Annotated in this window: 14 protein-coding genes and 1 riboswitch; of the genes, 3 read left to right on the top strand and 11 right to left on the bottom strand. The window is 66.1% G+C overall.

Features of this window, described 5'->3' with window-relative positions:
• Window positions 1–2: 2 nt before the first annotated feature.
• The 5 genes from metF to AC1RRP_RS08875 all read right to left on the bottom strand — a co-directional run bounded on the left by metF (window position 3) and on the right by AC1RRP_RS08875 (window position 4,777).
• Window positions 3–839: a methylenetetrahydrofolate reductase [NAD(P)H] gene (metF, locus tag AC1RRP_RS08895; protein WP_493035259.1), complete on the bottom strand. Its 837-nt coding sequence runs from the start codon at window positions 837–839 to the stop codon at window positions 3–5.
• Between the two features lie 10 nt (window positions 840–849).
• Window positions 850–1,608 carry a TlyA family RNA methyltransferase gene (locus tag AC1RRP_RS08890; RefSeq protein WP_493035257.1) on the bottom strand — a complete coding sequence of 253 codons (759 nt, stop codon included), beginning with the start codon at window positions 1,606–1,608 and terminating at the stop codon, window positions 850–852.
• Complete coding sequence (gene ahcY / locus AC1RRP_RS08885; protein WP_493035255.1) at window positions 1,608–3,038, bottom strand: adenosylhomocysteinase; 1,431 nt, start codon at window positions 3,036–3,038, stop codon at window positions 1,608–1,610. Before ahcY ends, AC1RRP_RS08890 begins: the two co-directional genes overlap by 1 nt.
• A 73-nt stretch (window positions 3,039–3,111) precedes the next feature.
• A riboswitch (S-adenosyl-L-homocysteine riboswitch) is annotated at window positions 3,112–3,216 on the bottom strand.
• A gap of 43 nt (window positions 3,217–3,259) precedes the next feature.
• Window positions 3,260–4,294, bottom strand: coding sequence for an NAD(P)H-dependent flavin oxidoreductase (locus tag AC1RRP_RS08880; RefSeq protein ID WP_493035253.1), 1,035 nt, complete (start codon window positions 4,292–4,294; stop codon window positions 3,260–3,262).
• Between the two features lie 18 nt (window positions 4,295–4,312).
• Window positions 4,313–4,777 (bottom strand): hypothetical protein, encoded by a 465-nt coding sequence (locus AC1RRP_RS08875; protein WP_493035251.1) that lies wholly within the window; start codon window positions 4,775–4,777, stop codon window positions 4,313–4,315.
• Between the two features lie 230 nt (window positions 4,778–5,007).
• On the opposite strand from AC1RRP_RS08875, the gene AC1RRP_RS08870 reads away from it, so the two are divergent.
• Entirely contained in the window at window positions 5,008–6,639 is a 1,632-nt protein-coding gene (locus AC1RRP_RS08870) for a peptide chain release factor 3 (RefSeq protein WP_493035249.1), read from the top strand.
• A gap of 9 nt (window positions 6,640–6,648) precedes the next feature.
• Here the strand turns inward: AC1RRP_RS08870 and AC1RRP_RS08865 are convergent, their stop codons facing one another.
• From AC1RRP_RS08865 to AC1RRP_RS08850, 4 genes are all read right to left on the bottom strand, one after another.
• Window positions 6,649–7,845 (bottom strand): hypothetical protein, encoded by a 1,197-nt coding sequence (locus AC1RRP_RS08865; RefSeq protein WP_493035247.1) that lies wholly within the window; start codon window positions 7,843–7,845, stop codon window positions 6,649–6,651.
• Between the two features lie 19 nt (window positions 7,846–7,864).
• A complete protein-coding gene (locus tag AC1RRP_RS08860; RefSeq protein ID WP_493035245.1) occupies window positions 7,865–8,314 on the bottom strand; it encodes a putative toxin-antitoxin system toxin component, PIN family in 450 nt (149 codons plus the stop codon).
• Entirely contained in the window at window positions 8,311–8,616 is a 306-nt protein-coding gene (locus AC1RRP_RS08855; protein WP_493035243.1) for an AbrB/MazE/SpoVT family DNA-binding domain-containing protein, read from the bottom strand. The genes AC1RRP_RS08860 and AC1RRP_RS08855 overlap by 4 nt, the downstream gene beginning before the upstream one ends.
• A 71-nt stretch (window positions 8,617–8,687) precedes the next feature.
• Complete coding sequence (locus AC1RRP_RS08850) at window positions 8,688–9,578, bottom strand: alpha/beta hydrolase (protein ID WP_493035242.1); 891 nt, start codon at window positions 9,576–9,578, stop codon at window positions 8,688–8,690.
• Between the two features lie 46 nt (window positions 9,579–9,624).
• On the opposite strand from AC1RRP_RS08850, the gene AC1RRP_RS08845 reads away from it, so the two are divergent.
• Together AC1RRP_RS08845 and AC1RRP_RS08840 are read left to right on the top strand one after the other, a co-directional pair.
• A complete protein-coding gene (locus AC1RRP_RS08845) occupies window positions 9,625–10,461 on the top strand; it encodes an HAD-IIB family hydrolase (protein WP_493035240.1) in 837 nt (278 codons plus the stop codon).
• 160 nt (window positions 10,462–10,621) lie between these two features.
• Entirely contained in the window at window positions 10,622–12,439 is a 1,818-nt protein-coding gene (locus AC1RRP_RS08840) for a diguanylate cyclase domain-containing protein (RefSeq protein ID WP_493035238.1), read from the top strand.
• Between the two features lie 24 nt (window positions 12,440–12,463).
• Here the strand turns inward: AC1RRP_RS08840 and AC1RRP_RS08835 are convergent, their stop codons facing one another.
• Window positions 12,464–13,291, bottom strand: coding sequence for a DUF4399 domain-containing protein (locus tag AC1RRP_RS08835; RefSeq protein ID WP_493035236.1), 828 nt, complete (start codon window positions 13,289–13,291; stop codon window positions 12,464–12,466).
• A 110-nt stretch (window positions 13,292–13,401) separates the two neighbouring features.
• Entirely contained in the window at window positions 13,402–19,224 is a 5,823-nt protein-coding gene (locus AC1RRP_RS08830; protein ID WP_493035234.1) for an excinuclease ABC subunit UvrA, read from the bottom strand.
• Between the last annotated feature and the right edge of the window lie 16 nt (window positions 19,225–19,240).

Here is a 19,240-nt window from a genome sequence, read left to right as displayed (position 1 = left end):
GATCAAAGCCCCAGACGCTTGCAGATCTCCAGCGTGGCCACGCTCTGGTTCATGCTGTAGAAGTGCAGGGCCGGCGCGCCACCGGCGCGCAGCTGTTCGCACAGTTCCGTGACCACGTCCAGGCCGAACGCCTTGATCGATGCCGTGTCGTCACCAAAACTCTGCAGGCGCAGGCGGATCCAGCGCGGGATCTCGGCGCCGCAGGCGTCACTGAAACGCATCAGCTGGGTGGAGCTGGTGATGGGCATGATGCCCGGCACCACGGGGACGGTCACGCCCAGGGCATCGGCCTCTTCAACGAAGCGGAAATAGGCATCGGCGTTGTAGAAATACTGCGTGATGGCCGAGTCGGCGCCGGCCTTCACCTTGGTCACAAAGGCCTGCAGATCCGCCGCCGGCGATTTGGCCTGCGGGTGGATTTCCGGATAAGCCGCCACCTCGACGTGGAAGTGGTCGCCGGTCTCGGCGCGGATGAAAGCCACCAGGTCGCTGGCGTACTGGAACTCGCCGCCGGCACCGTAGCCGCTGGGCAGGTCACCACGCAGCGTGACCAGGCGCTTCACGCCCATGGCCTTCAGGGTGGCCAGGTTCTCGCGCATGGTGGCCTGGGTGGCACCGATGCAGGAGATGTGCGAGGCCGCGTCCATGCCCTCGGCGAGGATCTCGCGCACCGCGGCAAACGTGCCTTCCTGGGTGGAGCCACCGGCCCCGTAGGTGACCGAGCAGAACTCGGGCTTCAAGGCCTTGAGCTGCTGACGCACGGCGCGCAGCTTCTCGACACCTTCGGGCGTCTTGGGCGGAAAGAACTCAATGCTCAGGGGCAGCTGTTGCAGGCTCATCGGGGCCTCTTCACTTGATGGCGTGGATGAAAAATTCGCGGTTGCCGTCGCCGCCCTCGATGGGCGAGTCGAACCAGTCCTGCACCGCCAGGTCCAGGGCGGAGCAGGCATCGCGCAGGCGTTGCTCGATCAGCGGGTACAAGGCGGTGTCGCGCACGATGCCGCCCTTGCCCACCTGGCCCGGCTGCAGCTCGAACTGCGGCTTGACCAGCATCAGCAGGTGGCCGCCGGACTTGAGCAGCGGCACGACGGCCGGCAGCACCAGGGTCTGCGAGATGAAGGACAGGTCGCCCACCAGCAGGTCGAAACCGGCCTCGAGCACCTCGTCATCGGCCAGGGCCTCGGCGATCGCCTCCGGGTCACGCGCATTGACCTTCTCGATGCAAAGCACGCGGGGATCGTCGCGCAGGCTGGCGTGCAGTTGCGCCTGGCCGACGTCCAGCCCCACCACCCGTGCGGCACCGGCCTGCAGCAGGCAGTCCGTGAAGCCGCCGGTGGACTGGCCGACATCCAGACAGGTGCGCCCCTGCACCGACAGACCGACGCGCTTGAGCGCGGCCTCCAGCTTGAGGCCGCCGCGCGAGACATAGCGCGCTTCGGCGTCGTCGAGCAGGCGCAGCTGCGCATCGTCGGGCACCTCGTCGCCGTTCTTGACGACGCGTTTCCACGCCTCGCCCTGCAGCCACTCGACGCCACCCGCGATCAGGCGCTGGGCCTGGGAGCGGGTGCTGGCGAGCTGGCGCTGGACCAGCAGTTGGTCAACACGCATCAATAACGATACGTATCCGGCTTGTACGGGCCTTGCTTCGGCACGCCGATGTAGGCGGCCTGCTCGTCGCTCAGCTCGGTCAGCATGGCGCCGACCTTCTTCAGGTGCAGACGTGCCACCTTCTCGTCCAGGTGCTTGGGCAGCACGTAGACCTTGCCGGCCTCGTAGTAGTCGCTGTGCGTGAACAGCTCGATCTGGGCAATGGTCTGGTTGGCGAAGGAGGAGCTCATCACGAAGCTCGGGTGGCCCGTGCCGCAGCCCAGGTTCACCAGGCGGCCCTTGGCCAGCAGGATGATGCGCTTGCCGTCCGGGAAGATCACATGGTCCACCTGGGGCTTGATCTCTTCCCATTTGCATTTGGCTTCGATCGCAGCCACGTCGATCTCGTTGTCGAAGTGACCGATGTTGCAGACGATGGCCTGGTCCTTCATCTGGGCCATGTGCTCATAGGTGATGACGCTCTTGTTGCCCGTGGAGGTCACGAAAATGTCGGCCTTGTCGGCGGCGTATTCCATGGTCACGACCTTGTAGCCTTCCATGGCAGCCTGCAGGGCGTTGATGGGGTCGATCTCGGTCACCCAGACCTGGGCGCTCAGGGCGCGCAGGGCCTGGGCCGAGCCCTTGCCCACGTCGCCGTAGCCGGCCACACAGGCCACCTTGCCGGCGATCATGACGTCGGTGGCGCGCTTGATACCGTCCACCAGCGACTCGCGGCAGCCATACAGATTGTCGAACTTGCTCTTGGTCACCGAGTCGTTCACGTTGATGGCACGGAACATCAGGCTGCCCTTGGCGGACATTTCCTTGAGGCGGTGCACGCCGGTGGTGGTCTCTTCGGTCACGCCGATGATCTTGGCGCCCTTGCGGCTGTACCAGGTCGGGTCCACGGCCAGCTTGGCCTTGATGGCGGCGAACAGCTCGCGCTCTTCCTCGCTCTTGGGGTTGGCGATCAGCGCGGCATCCTTCTCGGCGTTCTTGCCCAGGTGCATCAGCAGCGTGGCGTCACCACCGTCGTCCAGGATCATGTTCGGGCCTTCGCCTTCCGAGCCCTTGGGGCCGAAGTCGAAGATGCGGTGGGTGTAGTCCCAGTAGTCCTTCAGGGTCTCGCCCTTGTAGGCGAACACGGGCGTGCCCTTGGCCACCAGGGCGGCAGCGGCGTGGTCTTGCGTGGAGTAGATGTTGCACGAGGCCCAGCGCACTTCGGCGCCCAGGGCTTCCAGCGTTTCCACCAGCACGGCGGTCTGGATGGTCATGTGCAGGGAGCCGGTGATGCGCGCGCCCTTCAGGGGCTTCTTGGCCGCGAATTCTTCGCGGATGGCCATCAGGCCAGGCATCTCGGTTTCGGCGATCCTGATTTCCTTGCGGCCCCAGTCGGCAAGCGACATGTCGGCAACAACGTAATCCTGGGCGGGTTTGAGAACAGCACTCATGGTGGACTCCAATTCAAAGCGAGGTTGAACGCCACCGGATGCGCAGAGAGAGCGGACTCACCTCCCCGCAAACGGTGGGTGAGCGCAGTTGGAAGGCAGGGCATGCCGCCCTGGGTTCCGAGCCTAACCCGTCGGCCTGGTGAAACAGGCGGGACGAGCCGCAACGCTCCTCGGAAAGGCGTGATTATACGGAGCCTGGCGCTTTTGTGCAGCCCCGTCGGTCAGGACCCGGCCAGCTCGCGCGTGAGCTGTGCCGCCGGCACGGGACGGCACCCACTGGTGTTTTGCCCAGCCCAGAGGGGAGAAAAGTCCCCGCTGCCCGCAGCTTCCGCCCTGGCACGCAGTGGGGCCACCGCCGCCGTGGCCAGCGGGAAAGCCGGCGCCAGGGCGTTCATCGGGCCCTGCTCGCGCATCAACCGGGTCAGGATGCCACGCGCCGGACGTCCGGTGTACAGATTAGTGAGGGCCGTATGGGTGGCCGCAGGGCTCTGCAGGGCAGCCCGGTGCACGGCGCTGGTGGTGGCCTCGGGGCACAGCAGGTAGGCCGTGCCCACCTGCACGCCAGCGGCGCCCAGCGCCAGGGCGGCCCGCACACCCGCTGCGTCGCTGATGCCACCGGCGGCCACCACCGGTACCTGCACCGCACGCACGACCTGCGGCAGCAGCGCGAAGGTGCCGAGCTGGGTGCTCAGGTCATCGCTCAGGAACATGCCGCGGTGGCCGCCGGCCTCCAGCCCCTGGGCGATGATCACGTCCACGCCGCGGGCTTCCAGCCAGCGCGCCTCGTCCACCGTGGTCGCCGAAGAGATGACTTTGGCGCCCCAGCTGCGCAGGCGCGCCAGCAGAGCTTCATCGGGCAGGCCGAAATGGAAACTCACCACCGGCGGCTTGAATTCGGCCAGCAGTTCAGCCGTAGCAGCATCAAAAGGCAGGCGACCGGGCCCCGCGGACAGGGTGGCCGGGTCGACATCGAACTCACGGTAGTAATGGGCCAGGTTTTGTCGCCACAGCGCCTCGCGCGTCGGGTCGGGCGCAGGCGGGCGATGGCAGAAGAAATTGACGTTGTAGGGCTTGTCGGTCTGGGCGCGAATCTTGTCCAGCTCGGCCCGCATCGCATCCGGCCCCAGCATGGCGCAGGGCAAGGAACCCAGCCCCCCGGCATTGGACACCGCAATGGCCAGCGCACTGCCCTGCACACCGGCCATGGGCGCCTGGACCAGGGGGAGTTCGATCCCCAACAGCTCTTGCAGACCCATGCTCGTCTGGCCCCGGCTTCAGCGTGCCTTGCCCATGGCTTCGGCGATGCGCTTCTGATCGATGTACTTGCCCAGATCGGCCATATTGGCAGCGACGTTCGGGTTGGAGAACAGCTCGCGCGCGGCCACCTGGCCCAACACCTGAAAGCTCGAACCGATGGTCTGCGGGCCTTCGTACTGGACAGCCTGCTGAACTTCGGTGCGGCAGGAATCGGCCAGCAGTTTCTCGAAGATCTTGGCCGTGTTGCGGGTCATCTCGGCGCGCTGCGCTGGCGTGACGGACGAGATGTCGGCCACCTCGGGATGCAGCGCCACGGCGGCAAAGATCCATTTCACCAGGGTCCGCTTTTCCGCGTCGCCGGTGGAGCGCACCAGGCACTTGGACAGGTCATCCGAATAAGGGCCGGCGTTGGCGGGCACGCTGCCGAGCACGCTGGCCACGGCCAGCGCGGCGATCCACATCTTTTTGCCAGGATTCATCATGACAGCAGGTCCTTCTCCAGTGTTCAGCGCCAGTGCGCCGGTGCGCCCGGCAAACCGGTGCCGGCGTCATCGAATGCACTATAGCGCCGGCAAGCGCCCCGCCGTGGGCTGCCCGGGTAAAATTGCTGCCATTGCAGGCCCCGACCTGCCGGCTAGCCGGCACGATCGCTCCGCCATCCTGTCTGTCGCCGAGCGCCCCTTGCCCGGCACCACCACTGTCTGGAACCTCCGTGTCCTACGCCCCCGAAACCCGGCGCCGCCGCACCTTTGCCATCATCTCGCACCCCGACGCGGGTAAAACGACGCTGACCGAGAAACTGCTGCTGTTCTCGGGCGCGATCCAGATTGCCGGCTCGGTGAAGGCGCGCAAGGCCTCGCGCCACGCCACCTCGGACTGGATGGAGATCGAGAAACAGCGCGGCATCTCGGTGGCCAGCTCGGTGATGCAGATGCAGTACCGCGAGCACGTGATCAACCTGCTCGACACGCCCGGCCACAAGGATTTCTCCGAAGACACCTACCGCGTGCTGACCGCCGTGGACTCGGCGCTCATGGTGATCGACGCGGCCAACGGCGTGGAAGCCCAGACGCGGCGCCTGATCGAGGTCTGCCGTCAGCGCGACACCCCCATCATCACCTTCGTCAACAAGATGGACCGCGAGGTACGCGACCCGCTGGACATCCTGGACGAGGTGGAGCGCGAACTGGGCATGCCCTGCGTGCCCATGACCTGGCCGGTGGGCCAGGGCAAGAGCTTCGGCGGCATCATCAACCTGCGCACCCAGGCCATGACGGTCTTCGAATCGGGCAGCGAGCGCCGCCCGCAGGATTTCGACACCGTTCCGCTGAGCGATCGTGACAAGCTGATCCAGCGCTTTGGCTCCGAGTTCGAAGCTGCCGAGGAAAGCATGGAGCTCGCCACCGGCGCCTCTCCCGCCTTCGACCGCGCAGCCTTCCTGGCCGGCAAGCAGACCCCGGTGTTCTTCGGCTCGGGCGTCAACAACTTCGGCGTGATGGAAGTGCTGGACGCGCTGGTGGACCTGGCCCCCTCGCCGGGCCCGCGCACCAGCTCGCTGGTGGTGAACAAGCAGACCGTGGTCAAGGAGATGCAGCCCGACGACGACGCCTTCTCGGGCGTAGTGTTCAAGGTGCAGGCGAACATGGACGCCAACCACCGCGACCGCATCGCCTTCGTGCGCGTCTGCTCGGGCAAGTACGCGCCGGGCATGAAACTCAAGGTGCAACGCTCGGCCAAGGAACTGCGCCCCACCAGCGTGGTGACCTTCATGAGCCAGCGCCGTGAAGCGGTGGAAGAAGCCTATGCCGGCGACATCGTGGGTTTCACCACCCACGGCGGCGTGCAGCTCGGTGACACCATCACCGATGGCTCCATCGCCCTGCAGTACACCGGCCTGCCCTTCTTCGCGCCCGAACTCTTCATGACCGTGGTGCTCAAGAACCCGCTGCGCACCAAGCAGCTGCAGCAGGGCCTGGCCCAGCTGGGTGAAGAAGGCGCCATCCAGGTCTTCCGGCCCGAGATGGGCGGCAATATGCTGCTGGGCGCCGTGGGCCAGCTGCAGTTCGAGGTGGTGCAGCACCGCCTGAAGGGCGAGTACGATGCCGACGTGCGCCTGGAGGGCTGCCAGTACACGGGTGCCCGCTGGATCACGGCCGACACGCCGGCCGAACTCAAGGCTTTTGTGGATGCCTACCCTACACGCATGGCGCGCGACGCGGCCGACACCCTGGCCTATCTCTGCACCTCACCCTACGACGTGCGGCTGGCGCAGGAGCGCTTTCCGAAGATCCATTTCCATCCGCTGCGGGAGCATGCGGGCTTGGCGTTGCACAGCGCGGGGTAACAGCGCCGCTCACTTTGTCAACGCTTGCACGGCAACGTTCCAGCCATCAAAGTTGGTCTTGCCCACTCGCTTGCTCGGTTGATGATTCCAACACCCCATATTCAGGAGCCTCTCCATGGGCTCTCCTGAAGCCGTCGCAAGCAATTCGCATACTGCGGGCCATAGCTCCTTCACGGCCGCCAAGTCAGGCGCGCGCCCTTCATGCAGCAAGTTGTTCCGCTGACGTCGGGCAGTCCCCAGACTTGCGTAGCCCTTTTCTGAAAGCACCTGCAATTGCCAAAGCAATTCATGCTTCACCGAAATCGACCAAGTTCTGTTGTCCTGTTTAAGACTCTGCAATCTCGTTTGCATGCCCTTGGGATGTTTACTCACGTCCGCCAAAAATTTCTTCTCCCAAAGAAATGAGGTCAGTTGCTCCACGATGATCCACAAGCTGCCCAGCGCATCGCTAAGATTTTTGTGCTGCAGAGCTGTGTATCCATGCAAGAGAAAAAACGGGGAGAAGCTCTGAACGCGGTCAAGCGTCTTAGCGCCGTATGCAAGCGCATCGTGCAAATGCGTCACACGGACAACTCGCGGATGCAAAAGCGCAATCCGCTCACTGATCGATGCATTCATGTGCCTGAATCGTCCATGCTGCGTTGGTTCATACAGGAACAACCGTCGATCCTCTCCAAGACAACCCACCAAAGCGTCGTTATGCGCAACGGATTCCGTATGAATGCCTCCGATTAGCAACGCGCACAACATTCGGTTCATCAGTTCGACTGCGCAATGCTGCTCAACCAAGTCTCCCCGCATTGGTACCGCGACTATGCCATCACGGGAGACCAACGCCACAGCGCCAGACATCATCAGTGTCGCGACTGGCTCAGCAAGCTTGTCTCCTTCATACGTGTTCGCATTGATCTGTTCCAACGACAAAGAGAAATCTTCGTCGTCCTTTAACACCCAGGTGTAAGGCGTCAACAGAAATTGCCACGCTGGATCGTACGAAGGGACACTTGAGACTGGCGGCTCGTATCCCGGTGGAGCTTGATTTTTATGAATCCAGTCGCCTCCAAACCATACATGGTCCTCACTTGGTTTAGGAATGACTTTCTCTGACAGAGTTTTGGGAATGGATCGGTAACCCAATTTGAATGGATCCACGCCATCGTCAAAGGCGTGTATCTGCCCCGTCTCGGTATCTTGGAAGTTCTGCATATTTCCCCCGATATTCCTGTCAGACTGATAGTTCGATGTGTTGCTGCCGACAAAATACCTCCAGGCTCAGAATGGGGCAACCTCCGACCCCGGCAAAGGCATCCGCCACCGCCAGCAGATCCCGATCCCCACTGACCAGCACGCGCGCCTTGCCCACCAGTGCCAGCTGCACAAAGGGTTCGTCGAGCGGGTCACGACAAGCCGGCACCGCCGGCGGCGGGTTCGGGATGCGCACCGTCTGCACATAGGGCAGGTAGTCGGCCAGCAGCTCCTCCTGCTCGGCCGCGCTCAGGCGGAACTTGGGATAAGCCAGCACGCGCACCAGTTCCTGCACCGTGACCGCGCTGGCCAGCGGACGCAGCGTGCCGCTCTGCCAGGCCACGCGCACCGCGCCCGGCAGGCCGCCGCCGAAAACCAGCGCCGACAGCACGACGTTGGTGTCCAGCACCATGCGCAGGGGCGCGCTCATTTCCTGGCCGTCTTGCGGGCCGCGGGTTTCTTCCTCCCCGCAACATAAGTCTTGGCCGGCTCGGCCGCCATGGGTGCCGCAGCCGGCGTACGCGCCCAGCGCACGGCATCGGCCACATCGGCCTCACCCAGCCCCAGCTCAACCAGCTTGGCGCGCACAGCGTCTCCGCGCTGGATGCGCACCGGCGTCAGGATGATCTGGCCCTCGCGCACCTGCACGTCCAGGTACTCGGTGGCGCCCACGGCATCGGTCACGCTCTTGGGCAGCGTGAGCTGGTTCTTGGCGGTGATCTTGGCAAGCATCGGGGTACTCAAAAGTAAGGATTCCTTACTTTAGCCACCCGCCCGGTGTTTGTCCAGCAACCGTGGTCAGGTCAGGGCAGGGCAAACCAGTCCGCCACCGCGCGCTGAAAGCGGGCATGTCCCTTCTGCAAGTGCAGCATGTGCCCGCCGTCGGGGATGACCGTGTACTGCTTGTCCGGATGGGGCAGCGCGGTGAAGAAGGGCAGCAGACCGGCCAAGTCGGCCACGTCGTCGTACTGGCCGTGGATCATCATCGTCGGCACCGTGATCTGCCTCGCGTCGATCAGCGGCTGGCGCGTGAGCAGGTCCACCTGCGGACCTGTCGGTGATTTCGTTTCCACCAGGGCGGCAGCCTTGGCGAAGGCGTCGATGACCACGGGGTCGCTGACCGCGTCCGGTGTCATGGAGTTGAAGCGCAGCTTCCAGCCCGGTTCGGAAATGCGGATATAGGGTGCACGCTGGAAGGTCGCCAGGCGTTCGCGCCGCGCCAGCAGGTCCGGGCTCTGCGCATGCATCTGCGCATAGGCGGCATAGCGTTTCACCTTGTGCGGCTGCGCCATCACAAACTGGCCGCCGTACTGCGTGCCCCAGGACCAGGCCAGAAAGTGCACCTGCGGCACGCCACGCAGTTTGCAGATGAAGTCCACCACGGCGTTCAGATCGCCGGCCGCCTGCTCCGTCGTGATGTGGCCCTCGGGTTTGGTGGAGCTGCCGAAGCCGCGCATGTCGGGTGCGAAGACGTCGAAGCCCCGGCGCGCCAGGAAGTCCATGAGGCTGTATCCGGGATGGCCCGGCACCTTGAGATCGAAACTCTCGCGGCCCGCCGTGGCCGAGCCGTGCGCCAGCACCAGCACGGGCTTGCCCTGGGGACTGCCCTGGTATTTCTCCCAGATGAAGAGCCGCAGCCCTTCCTGCACCACCCAGTGCTGGGTACCCTGCACGGGCAAGTCATCGTCTTTCATCCACGGGCCTCAGGTAAAGTGGCTGCGATTGTCTCCCATTCACCGCATGCAGCCCCTTGACCACTGGCCCCTCGCCGAACGCCGCCGTATCCACGGCGTGCTCACCGACATCGACGACACGCTGACCACCGAAGGCGCCATCACGGTGGATGCGCTGCAGGCGCTGGCGGACCTGCGCGCCGCCGGCCTGCACGTGGTGCCTGTCACGGGCCGACCCGTGGGCTGGAGCGTGCCTTTTGCCCAGACCTGGCCGGTGGGCGCCATCGTGGCCGAAAACGGCGCCGTGGCGCTGGTGGACGGCGGCACGCGCAAGATCTACCAGCAGGACAGCGCCACACGCATCGCCAATTACGCCCGCCTGCAGCAGGTGGCGCAACGCGTGCTGCGCGAGGTGCCGGGAAGCACGCTGGCGCAGGACTCAGCAGGACGCGAGACCGACATCGCCATCGACCACAGCGAGTTCACGCAGCTGCCGCCCGACAAGATTGAGCAGGTGGCGCAGCTCATGCGCAGCGAAGGGCTGCAGGCCACGGTCAGCAGCATCCACATCAACGGCTGGATCGGCACGCATGACAAGCTCGCCGGCGCGCGCTGGATCGTGCGTGAGCTGCTGGGCCGCGACCTCGATGCAGACATCGAGCACTGGGTCTACGTGGGCGACTCCACCAACGACCAGCTGATGTTCCAGCATTTTCCGCACAGCGTGGGCGTGGCCAACATCCGGCGTTTCGAGGCCCAGCTCAGCCACACGCCGCGTTACATCACGCGCCAGGAACGGGGCCGCGGTTTTGCCGAAGTCGCGCAGGCCCTGCTGCAGCATCGGCGCGGCCTGAAGCCGCGCCGGAAGCCAGGCGGGGCGCCGCCATCAATCTACGTATACTGAGACGCGGGAACAGGAGGAGCCCTACTTCCTCCCTCACGGCCGGGGAGGTCGTCGCGTTGCTGTCAGCCGTCTTCAACTTCTGTCCAGGCCTGAACGAGCGACCTTGCTCCCTTGCCGCCATGCTGAACGCACGCAGGTGCCGGCGTCGCTAGCCCATGCCATGAACCCGGCCGCACCTGCACCCGTGCTCACGCCGCGCCAGGCCCTGCTGGCCATCGTCTTGTACGGACTGGCGGCCCTTCTGTCCATCCGGCTCTCGCACCAACCAGGGCAGATCGCCGCGCCCTGGTTTGCCAACCCCATTGGCACCGTGGCCCTGCTGGCGCTGCCATCCCGACGCTGGCTGCCGATGCTGCTGGCCCTGGGCCTGGTCAACCTGCTGGTCAATCTGGGCACCCTCCCCGGTGTATGGCACTGGACGCTGCAGACCGGCCTGGAGGCTGCGGCCTTCGTGCCGGGCAATGCGGCCGAGATGCTGCTGGCGGCCGTACTGTTGCGCCAGCTGGGCATGAACCCCGACGCCCTGCGCCAGCCCGGACACTTCGGCCGCATCCTCGTGTTGGGCGCGCTGCTGCCCACCTTCTGCAGCGCCTTTGCCGGGGCGGCCCTGGTCGCTGCGCCGGCACGCCCCTTTGCCGAGGCCTGGACCCAGTGGTTTGCCGGCAGCCTGATCGGCACCGTGGCCGTGCTGCCGCTGGCCCTGGCGGTCTGGCTGCACGGCACGGCCGCCTTGCGCCGCTCACTGCGCCAGCCCCGCACGCTGGCGTATCTGTCGCTCAGCGCAGCCATCACCCTGCTGGCCATGACCACCCTGCCGCGGCCCTTCGTGGTGATGAGCATCGGCCTGGTCCTGGTGGCCACGCAGACCAGCTTCACCGTCACCACCCTGGCCACCCTGGTCAATGCCATCCTCCTGGCGCTGCTGCACACGACGGGCGTACTGCTCCCGCCACCCGCCGTCGCCTGGTGGGAACCCGGTCTCTACCAGCTTTCGGTCATCGCCAGCCTGCTGCCCGGCCTGCTGCTGTCGAGCTCGATGGAAGGCCAGACCCAGGCCATGCGGCATCTGCTCGGCAGCGAGCAGCGCTTTCGCTCGCTCTACACGCGCACACCGGCCCTGATGCACTCGATCGACCCGCAAGGTCACATCCTGTCCGTCAGCGAACTCTGGCTTCAGACCCTGGGTTACGAAGAACGTGAGGTGCTGGGCCATCACTCAACCGAGTTCATGACGCCGGAGACGGCGCGTTATGCGCGCGATGTCGTGATCCCGCAAGCCAAGCGCAACGGCCGCTGCGACAACATCGAATACCAGATGCGCACGCGCGACGGCCGTGTGCTGGACGTTCTGCTCTCGGCCATCTGGCTCTACGACAAGGAGGGCCAGCCCCTGCACAGCCTGGCCGTGCTGCAGGACGTGACCGAGAAAAAACGCCTGCAGGCCCTGAGCTACTACGCGGCCCACGACCCGCTGACCGGACTGCCCAACCGCGTGCTGCTGCAGGACCGGCTGGAACGCAGCTGCGTGCAGCACGCGCGGCACGGCACGCGCTTTGCCATCGGCTTCCTGGATCTGGACCGCTTCAAGGCGGTCAACGACACCTACGGCCACGACGCGGGCGACCTGCTGCTCAAGCGCGTGGCGCGCCGCCTGCTGGCGGCGCTGCGCGCCTCGGACACGGTGTGCCGCCTGGCGGGCGACGAGTTCGTCCTGCTGTTCGCCGACGTCGAGCACAGCGAAGACCTGGCCCCGCTGGTGCAGAAGATCCTGGCCAGCGTGGCGCAGCCCTATCGCCTGGGAGACGGGCCGGAGTCCCCGGTCGTCAGCGTGGCCGCCAGCATGGGCCTGGCACTTTTCCCCGAGCATGGCCAGGATCCCCAGACCTTGATGGGCCATGCGGACAAGGCCATGTACGCGGTCAAGCGCAGCGGCCGCGGCCGTTACGAGTTCTACCGGCCTGACGATCCGTCCGCCTGAGCCGCGGCACCGCGCCGGCGTCGTTCAGCGGGCCACGACTTTCACGTTCACCGCTTCAGCGCGTGCCATCACGCTGGCAGGCTCCGTGGTGCTGGCCAGCTCCAGGCGCAGGGTGTAGTCATCGGCGGGTGGGTTGAGCCAGACTTCCGTCTGCCCCCCTGTGAAGTTCATCACCTCCGGTTTGCGGCCAGGGCGCTCCAGCAGCAAGCGGAAATGGCCGGTGTCAGGCACTTTGGCCCCGACGTGGGAGATGTTGTAGCCGCTGGCATGGAACTGGACCCGGAAGGGCGGGCGTACTGTCGCGCTGTCGGCCGGGCTCATGATCTCGATGCGCGCCGGGCCCTGCACGCTGGCTGGCGTCACACCCGCGTTCTGCTTGCCGATGGTCAGGGTCAGGGGTTTGCTGTAGACGAAAAAGGGGATGTGCCCCTGGTCGGCCAGCAGCATGCGCAGTTCGTACTTGCCGGGCGGCAGGTTCAGCACCGTTTCCATCTGCCCCTTGCCGAAGTGGATGTACTTCTCGGTGAAGGGCAGCGGCTGCTTGAAGTCCAGCGGCAGGGGCTGGTTCACCAGCAGATGGTGGTGTCCGGCGCGGCCGGCCGACTTGCCGGCCGGCACGATACCGCGCATGGACAGGCCGAAGCGCACCACCAACGGCGCCTCCTTCACGTCACCATCCTTGAGGTTGGTGAAATAGGACTCGGCCGTGCGCGTGCTCGGCAAGGTCACCCAGGGATGCGGCACAAGCTCGGGGGCCTCGCCGGCCGGGGCTGCCCCCTGGGCTGCGACCGGACCCGCGAACAGCAAGGCCGCGAGGGCCGGGAACAACAGCAGTGACTTCTTGTTTTTCATGCGGACTTCCAGCAATATGCCGGACGAGGCTAACAGGAAGCGATGGCTGTCTCGATCGTAAGGGCATAGGCTCCAGGATGGTGCACTGGTGTTCGCTGTCCTCGAGTTGATCAGCGTCGCGCCAGCACCGGCCCCAGCGCCTGTCCGGTATGGGTCCCCAGCCGCACCACCTCTTCCGGCGTGGCCGCAGCCACGATGCGGCCGCCTTCCTTGCCTCCCTCGGGACCGAGGTCCAGGATCCAGTCGGCCTCGGCGATCACGTCCAGGTCGTGTTCGATCACCACCACGCTGTGGCCGCCATCGACCAGGCGGTGCAAGACGCGGATGAGCTTGTCCACGTCGGCCATGTGCAGGCCCACGGTGGGCTCGTCCAGCACATAGAGCGTGTGCGGCGCCTTCTGGCCGCGCCGGCTCACCTCGTCGCGCACCTTGCTGAGTTCGGTCACCAGCTTGATGCGCTGCGCCTCACCGCCACTCAAGGTGAGTGAAGGCTGGCCCAGGGTCAGGTAACCCAGGCCCACGTCTTTGAGCAGCTGCAAGGGGTGCGCGATGCTCGGCATGGCGGCGAAGAAGTCCACCGCCTCGTCCACTTCCATCTGCAGCACGTCGCCGATGCTTTTTCCCCGCCAGGTGACGGCCAGCGTTTCCGGATTGAAGCGCGCGCCCTTGCAGGACTCACACAAGACCTTCACATCGGGCAGAAAACTCATCTCGATGGTGCGCACACCCTGGCCTTCACAGGTCGGGCAACGCCCCTCGCCGGTGTTGAAGCTGAAACGCCCCGCCGCGTAACCGCGTGCCTTGGCCTCCAGCGTCTCGGCAAAGAGCTTGCGGATGGTGTCCCAGAAGCCGATGTAGGTGGCCGGGCAACTGCGCGGCGTCTTGCCGATCGGGGTCTGGTCCACCTCGAGCACGCGATCCACGGCCTCGAAGCCGCTGACGCCCTCGCAGCCGCTCCAGTCCACACCCCGCGCCAGCGCGTCGCGCCCGGCCTTGGTGGCGCGCTTGGCCACGACGGCCGCGACATTGGCCAGCAGCACATCGCGCGCCAGCGTGGACTTGCCCGAGCCGCTGACCCCGGTCACGGCCACCAGGCGCTTGAGCGGCACCTTGGCCGTGACGCGCTGCAGGTTGTGCAGCTGCGCGCCCTGCACGGTGAGCCATTGCAGATCCTGCGCCAACACATCGCGGCGCGGCTGCAGCGGGTGCTTCATGGCGTGCAGCAGGTAACGACCGGTCTGCGAGTCGCTCGCATCGGTCACGTTCTTCACCGAGCCTTCGGCCACCAGCCGGCCGCCGCGCTTGCCGGCGCTGGGGCCGATGTCGATGATGTGATCGGCGCGGCGGATCGTGTCCTCGTCGTGCTCCACGACCACCAGGGTGTTGCCCTGGTCACTCAGGCGCTGCAAGGCATTGAGCAGGATCTGGTTGTCGCGCGCGTGCAGGCCGATGGTGGGCTCGTCCAGCACGTAGCACACGCCTTGCAGATGGCTGCCCAGCTGCGCGGCCAGGCGGATGCGCTGCGCCTCGCCGCCAGACAAGGTGGGCGCGCCGCGGTCCAGCGTGAGATAACCCAGCCCCACCTGCTCCAGGAATTCCAGGCGGCTCCTGATCTCGGGAATCAGGTCGCGCGCGATATCGCCTTCGCGCTGGGTCAGACGACCGATCACCTGCAGCGTTTCGACCCAGGCCCGCACATCGCTCACGCTCAGGCGCGCAATCTCGGTGATGCCCACGCCGCCGAACTTCACGGCGCGTGCCGTGGCGTTCAGGCGTGTGCCCTCGCAGCTCGGGCAAGCCTGGTCGGCCACGTCTTCCACCTCGGGTTCGGCAAAGGTCTGCTCGCGACCCTTCTCCTTGTCGTCGCGTACCGAGTCGTCGAGCAGCTTGCGCTGCTCCTTGCTCAGCTTGACGCCCGTGCCCACGCAATCCGGGCACCAGCCGTGTTTGCTGTTGTAGGAGAACAGGCGCGGGTCCAGCTCGGCGTACGACGTGGCACAGACCGGGCAGGCGCGCCGGGTGGAGTACACCTGCAGCGTACCGATGCCGGCGGTGGACACACCGCTCTTCATGGCATCAGCCAGGCCATCCAGGCTGCTGAGCACATGCAGCACGCCCTTGCCATGCTCCAGCGCAGTCGTCAGCGCCAGGCGCAGCGCGGCCTCGTTCTCGGGCTGCACCATGAGGCTGGCCACCGGCAACTCGATGGTGTGCTCCTTGAAGCGGTCGATGCGCGGGAAACCCGTGGTGGGCAGGAAATTGCCGTCCACGCGCAGGTGGGTGTAGCCGCGCGGCCGCGCCCACTCGGCCAGTTCGGTGTAGACGCCCTTGCGGTTCAGCACCAGCGGCGCCAGCAGGCCGACCTCCTGCCCACGGAACTGCTTCATGAGCTGGGCCAGGATGCTGTCGGGCGTCTGCGGCGCCACGGCGGCGCCGTCATGGATGCAGTGCTGCACGCCCAGCTTCACAAACAGCAGGCGCAGGAAATGCCAGACTTCGGTGGTTGTGCCCACCGTGGACTTGCGGCCGCCGCGCGAGAGACGCTGCTCGATGGCCACCGTGGGCGGAATGCCGTAGACCGCGTCCACCTCGGGCCGGCCCGCCGGCTGCACGATGCTGCGCGCGTAGGCGTTGAGCGACTCCAGGTAACGGCGCTGGCCCTCGTTGAACAGGATGTCGAAGGCCAGGGTGGACTTGCCCGAACCGCTGACGCCCGTGACCACATTGAACTTGCCGCGCGGGATGTTGACACTCAGGCTCTTGAGGTTGTGTTCCTTGGCGTTGACGATCTGGATCGCGTCCGGCGCTGTCGATGTGACCCGCACCGGCTTGTGCCCGGGCGTGAAGGCCTGCGGAATGAAACGCGCCGCCCCTTCGTGCGCCTCATGCACCTCGCCCATGGCCAGGGCGTATTCACGCAGCGCACGGCCGGTGTGGCTGCTGGGGTGCAGGCGCACCTCCTCGGGGGTGCCCACGGCCACCAGCTCGCCGCCGGCGTCGCCGCCTTCGGGGCCGAGGTCGATCAGCCAGTCGCTAGCGCGCATCACGTCCAGGTTGTGCTCGATGATCAGCAGGGAATGGCCGGCATCGAGCAGCTTGCGCAGCGCGCGCATGAGCTTGGCGATGTCGTCGAAATGCAAACCCGTGGTGGGTTCGTCGAACAGGAAGAGCGTGCCCTTCTTGCCCACCACTTGCCGGCTGGCCGTGGCGCTTTTGGCGGCCTCGGCCAGGAAACCGGCGAGCTTGAGGCGCTGCGCCTCGCCGCCACTGAGCGTGGGCACGGGCTGGCCCAGGCGCACGTATTCCAGGCCCACGTCGACGATGGGCTGGAGCGCGCGGATCACGTCGCGGTCGTTGGCGAACAGGCCGGCGGCCTCGCTGACGGTGAGTTCCAGCACGTCGGCCACATTCAACAGGCGCCCCCCGCGCTCCACGGTGATCTCCAGGATCTCGGGACGGTAACGCTTGCCGTCGCAATCCGGGCAACGCAGGTAGACGTCGCTGAGGAACTGCATCTCCACATGTTCGAAACCCGAGCCGCCACAGGTGGGGCAGCGACCGTCGCCGCTGTTGGCGCTGAACTTGGCCGCGGTGTAACTGCGCTGGCGTGACAGCGGTGCATTGGCGTAGATCTCGCGGATGGCGTCCCAGGCGCCCACATAACTCACGGGATTGGAGCGCGCCGTCTTGCCGATGGGCGACTGGTCGACAAAGACCACGTCGGCCAGCTGCTCGGCGCCCAGCAGGCGGTCGTGCAGGCCTGGCGTTTCCGTAGCGCGGCCGAAGTGGCGCATCAGCGCCGGGGCCAGCACGTCCTGGATCAGCGTGGATTTGCCGGAACCCGAGACCCCGGTCACGCAGACCAGGCGGCCCAGCGGGATGTCGATGGAAATGTTCTTGAGGTTGTGTTCGCGCGCACCTTCGAGGATGAGGCGCGGCGTGTTCTCGGCCACCATGCGCTTGAAGCCCATGCCGACCTGCTTGCGCGCGCCCAGGTAGGCACCGGTCAGGGTGTCGGCGTTGCGCAGGTCGTCGGTGCTGCCGTCGAAGACGATCTGGCCGCCGCGCTCGCCCGGGCCGGGGCCCATGTCGATCATGCGGTCGGCCGCGAACATCACGGCCGGGTCATGCTCCACCACCACCAGGGTGTTGCCGGCATCACGCAGGCGGTGCATGGCCTCGATGATGCGGTGCATGTCGCGCGGGTGCAGGCCGATGCTGGGTTCGTCGAGCACGAAGAGCGTGTTCACGAGTGAGGTGCCCAGGGCGGTGGTCAGGTTGATGCGCTGCACCTCGCCGCCCGACAGCGTGCGGCTCTGGCGGTCCAGCGTGAGGTAGCCGATGCCCACATCGCACAGGTACTTCAGTCGCGTGGTGATTTCCTCGAACAGCAGTTTCAGCGCCTGGGCCTCGCCCTCGGCATGGGTCGAGGCGGTGATCTCGCTTTGCTGGAAACCGTCGAAAAAGCGTCGCAGCCGATCCAGCGGCAGCAGCATCAGATCGTGCAGGCAAAGGCCCGGCAGGGCCTCCAGCTGGGCGCGGCGCCACTGGGTGCCGACCGGCAGGAAGCGCTTCGCGGGTTCGAGCACGGCGTCGGCATCGGCCTTGCTGCCGATGCGCCAGAGCAGGCTTTCGGTCTTGAGGCGCGCACCGTTGCAGGTCTCGCAAGGCGTGTAGCTGCGGTACTTGGACAGCAGCACCCGGATGTGCATCTTGTAGGACTTGGTCTCCAGGTACTCGAAGAAGCGCTTGATGCCGTACCACTGCTGGTTCCACTTGCCTTTCCAGTTGGGCGAGCCGTAGATCACCCAGTCCTTCTGCTCCTGCGTCAGCTTGTACCAGGGCGTGTCGCGCGGGATGCCGGCCGCCTCGGCATGGCGCATCAGGTCGTCCTGGCACTCGGCCCAGGCGGGGGTCTGGATGGTCTTGATGGCACCGGCGCGCAGGGTGAGCTTGTCGTTCGGAATGACCAGGCCATAGTCCACCCCGATCACACGCCCGAAGCCGCGGCAGACCTCGCAGGCGCCCACAGCCGAGTTGAAGGAGAACATGGAGGGGATGGGGTCGGCGTAGCGCAGGTCGCTGTCGGGGTTGTGCAGTCCCGTTGAGAACCTCCAGATGTCAGGTTCGCCTTCGTCCTTCAGCTGGTAGACATTCAAGCGTCCGCTGCCGCGCTTGAGCGCCACCTCGATGGCCTCGATCACCCGGGCGCTTTCCGCGCTGGCCAGGCGGAATCGATCCGCGACGACGTCCAGAACTTTGACGGCCCCCACGCTCGGCGCTGACGCGTTCTCGCTGCCCCCCGAGGGGGCGCTCGCTTGCATGGGGCGGCCCGGCGCGGCGCTCGTTCTCGGGCCGGCCGGCGTGGCCACCTCACGCTCGGCCTGCACCTTGGTGAAACCGCTGGCCGACAGCCATTGTTCGATCTCCTCGCGGCTGGTGTTGGCCGGCAGCTCGACCGGGAAGGTCAGCACCAGGCGCGGATCGCCGGCTTCTGCCGCACGCTTCTGCAGCTCGGCATAGATGCTGTCGGCGCTGTCGTGCCGTACGGACTGGGCGGTCTGGCGGTCGAACAGCTGGGCCGCGCGCGCATACAGCAGCTTGAGGTGGTCGTTGAGCTCGGTCATCGTGCCCACCGTGGAGCGCGAGGAGCGCACCGGATTGGTCTGGTCGATGGCGATGGCCGGGGGCACGCCCTCCACCTTGTCCACCGCCGGCTTGTCCATGCGGTCCAGGAACTGGCGGGCGTAGGCGCTGAAGGTCTCGACGTAGCGCCGCTGGCCCTCGGCGTAGAGCGTGTCGAACACCAGGCTGGATTTGCCCGAGCCGCTGGGGCCCGTCACCACGGTCAGCTCACCTGTACGAATGTCCAGATCGAGGTTCTTGAGGTTGTGCTGGCGCGCGCCGCGGATGCGGATGGTCCCCTGGGTCATGGCTGCTGTCTTTCGG

It is taken from the genome of Hylemonella sp. GW821-FHT12C09 (genome assembly GCF_058807395.1).
This window is presented reverse-complemented; position numbering and strand designations above follow the sequence as displayed.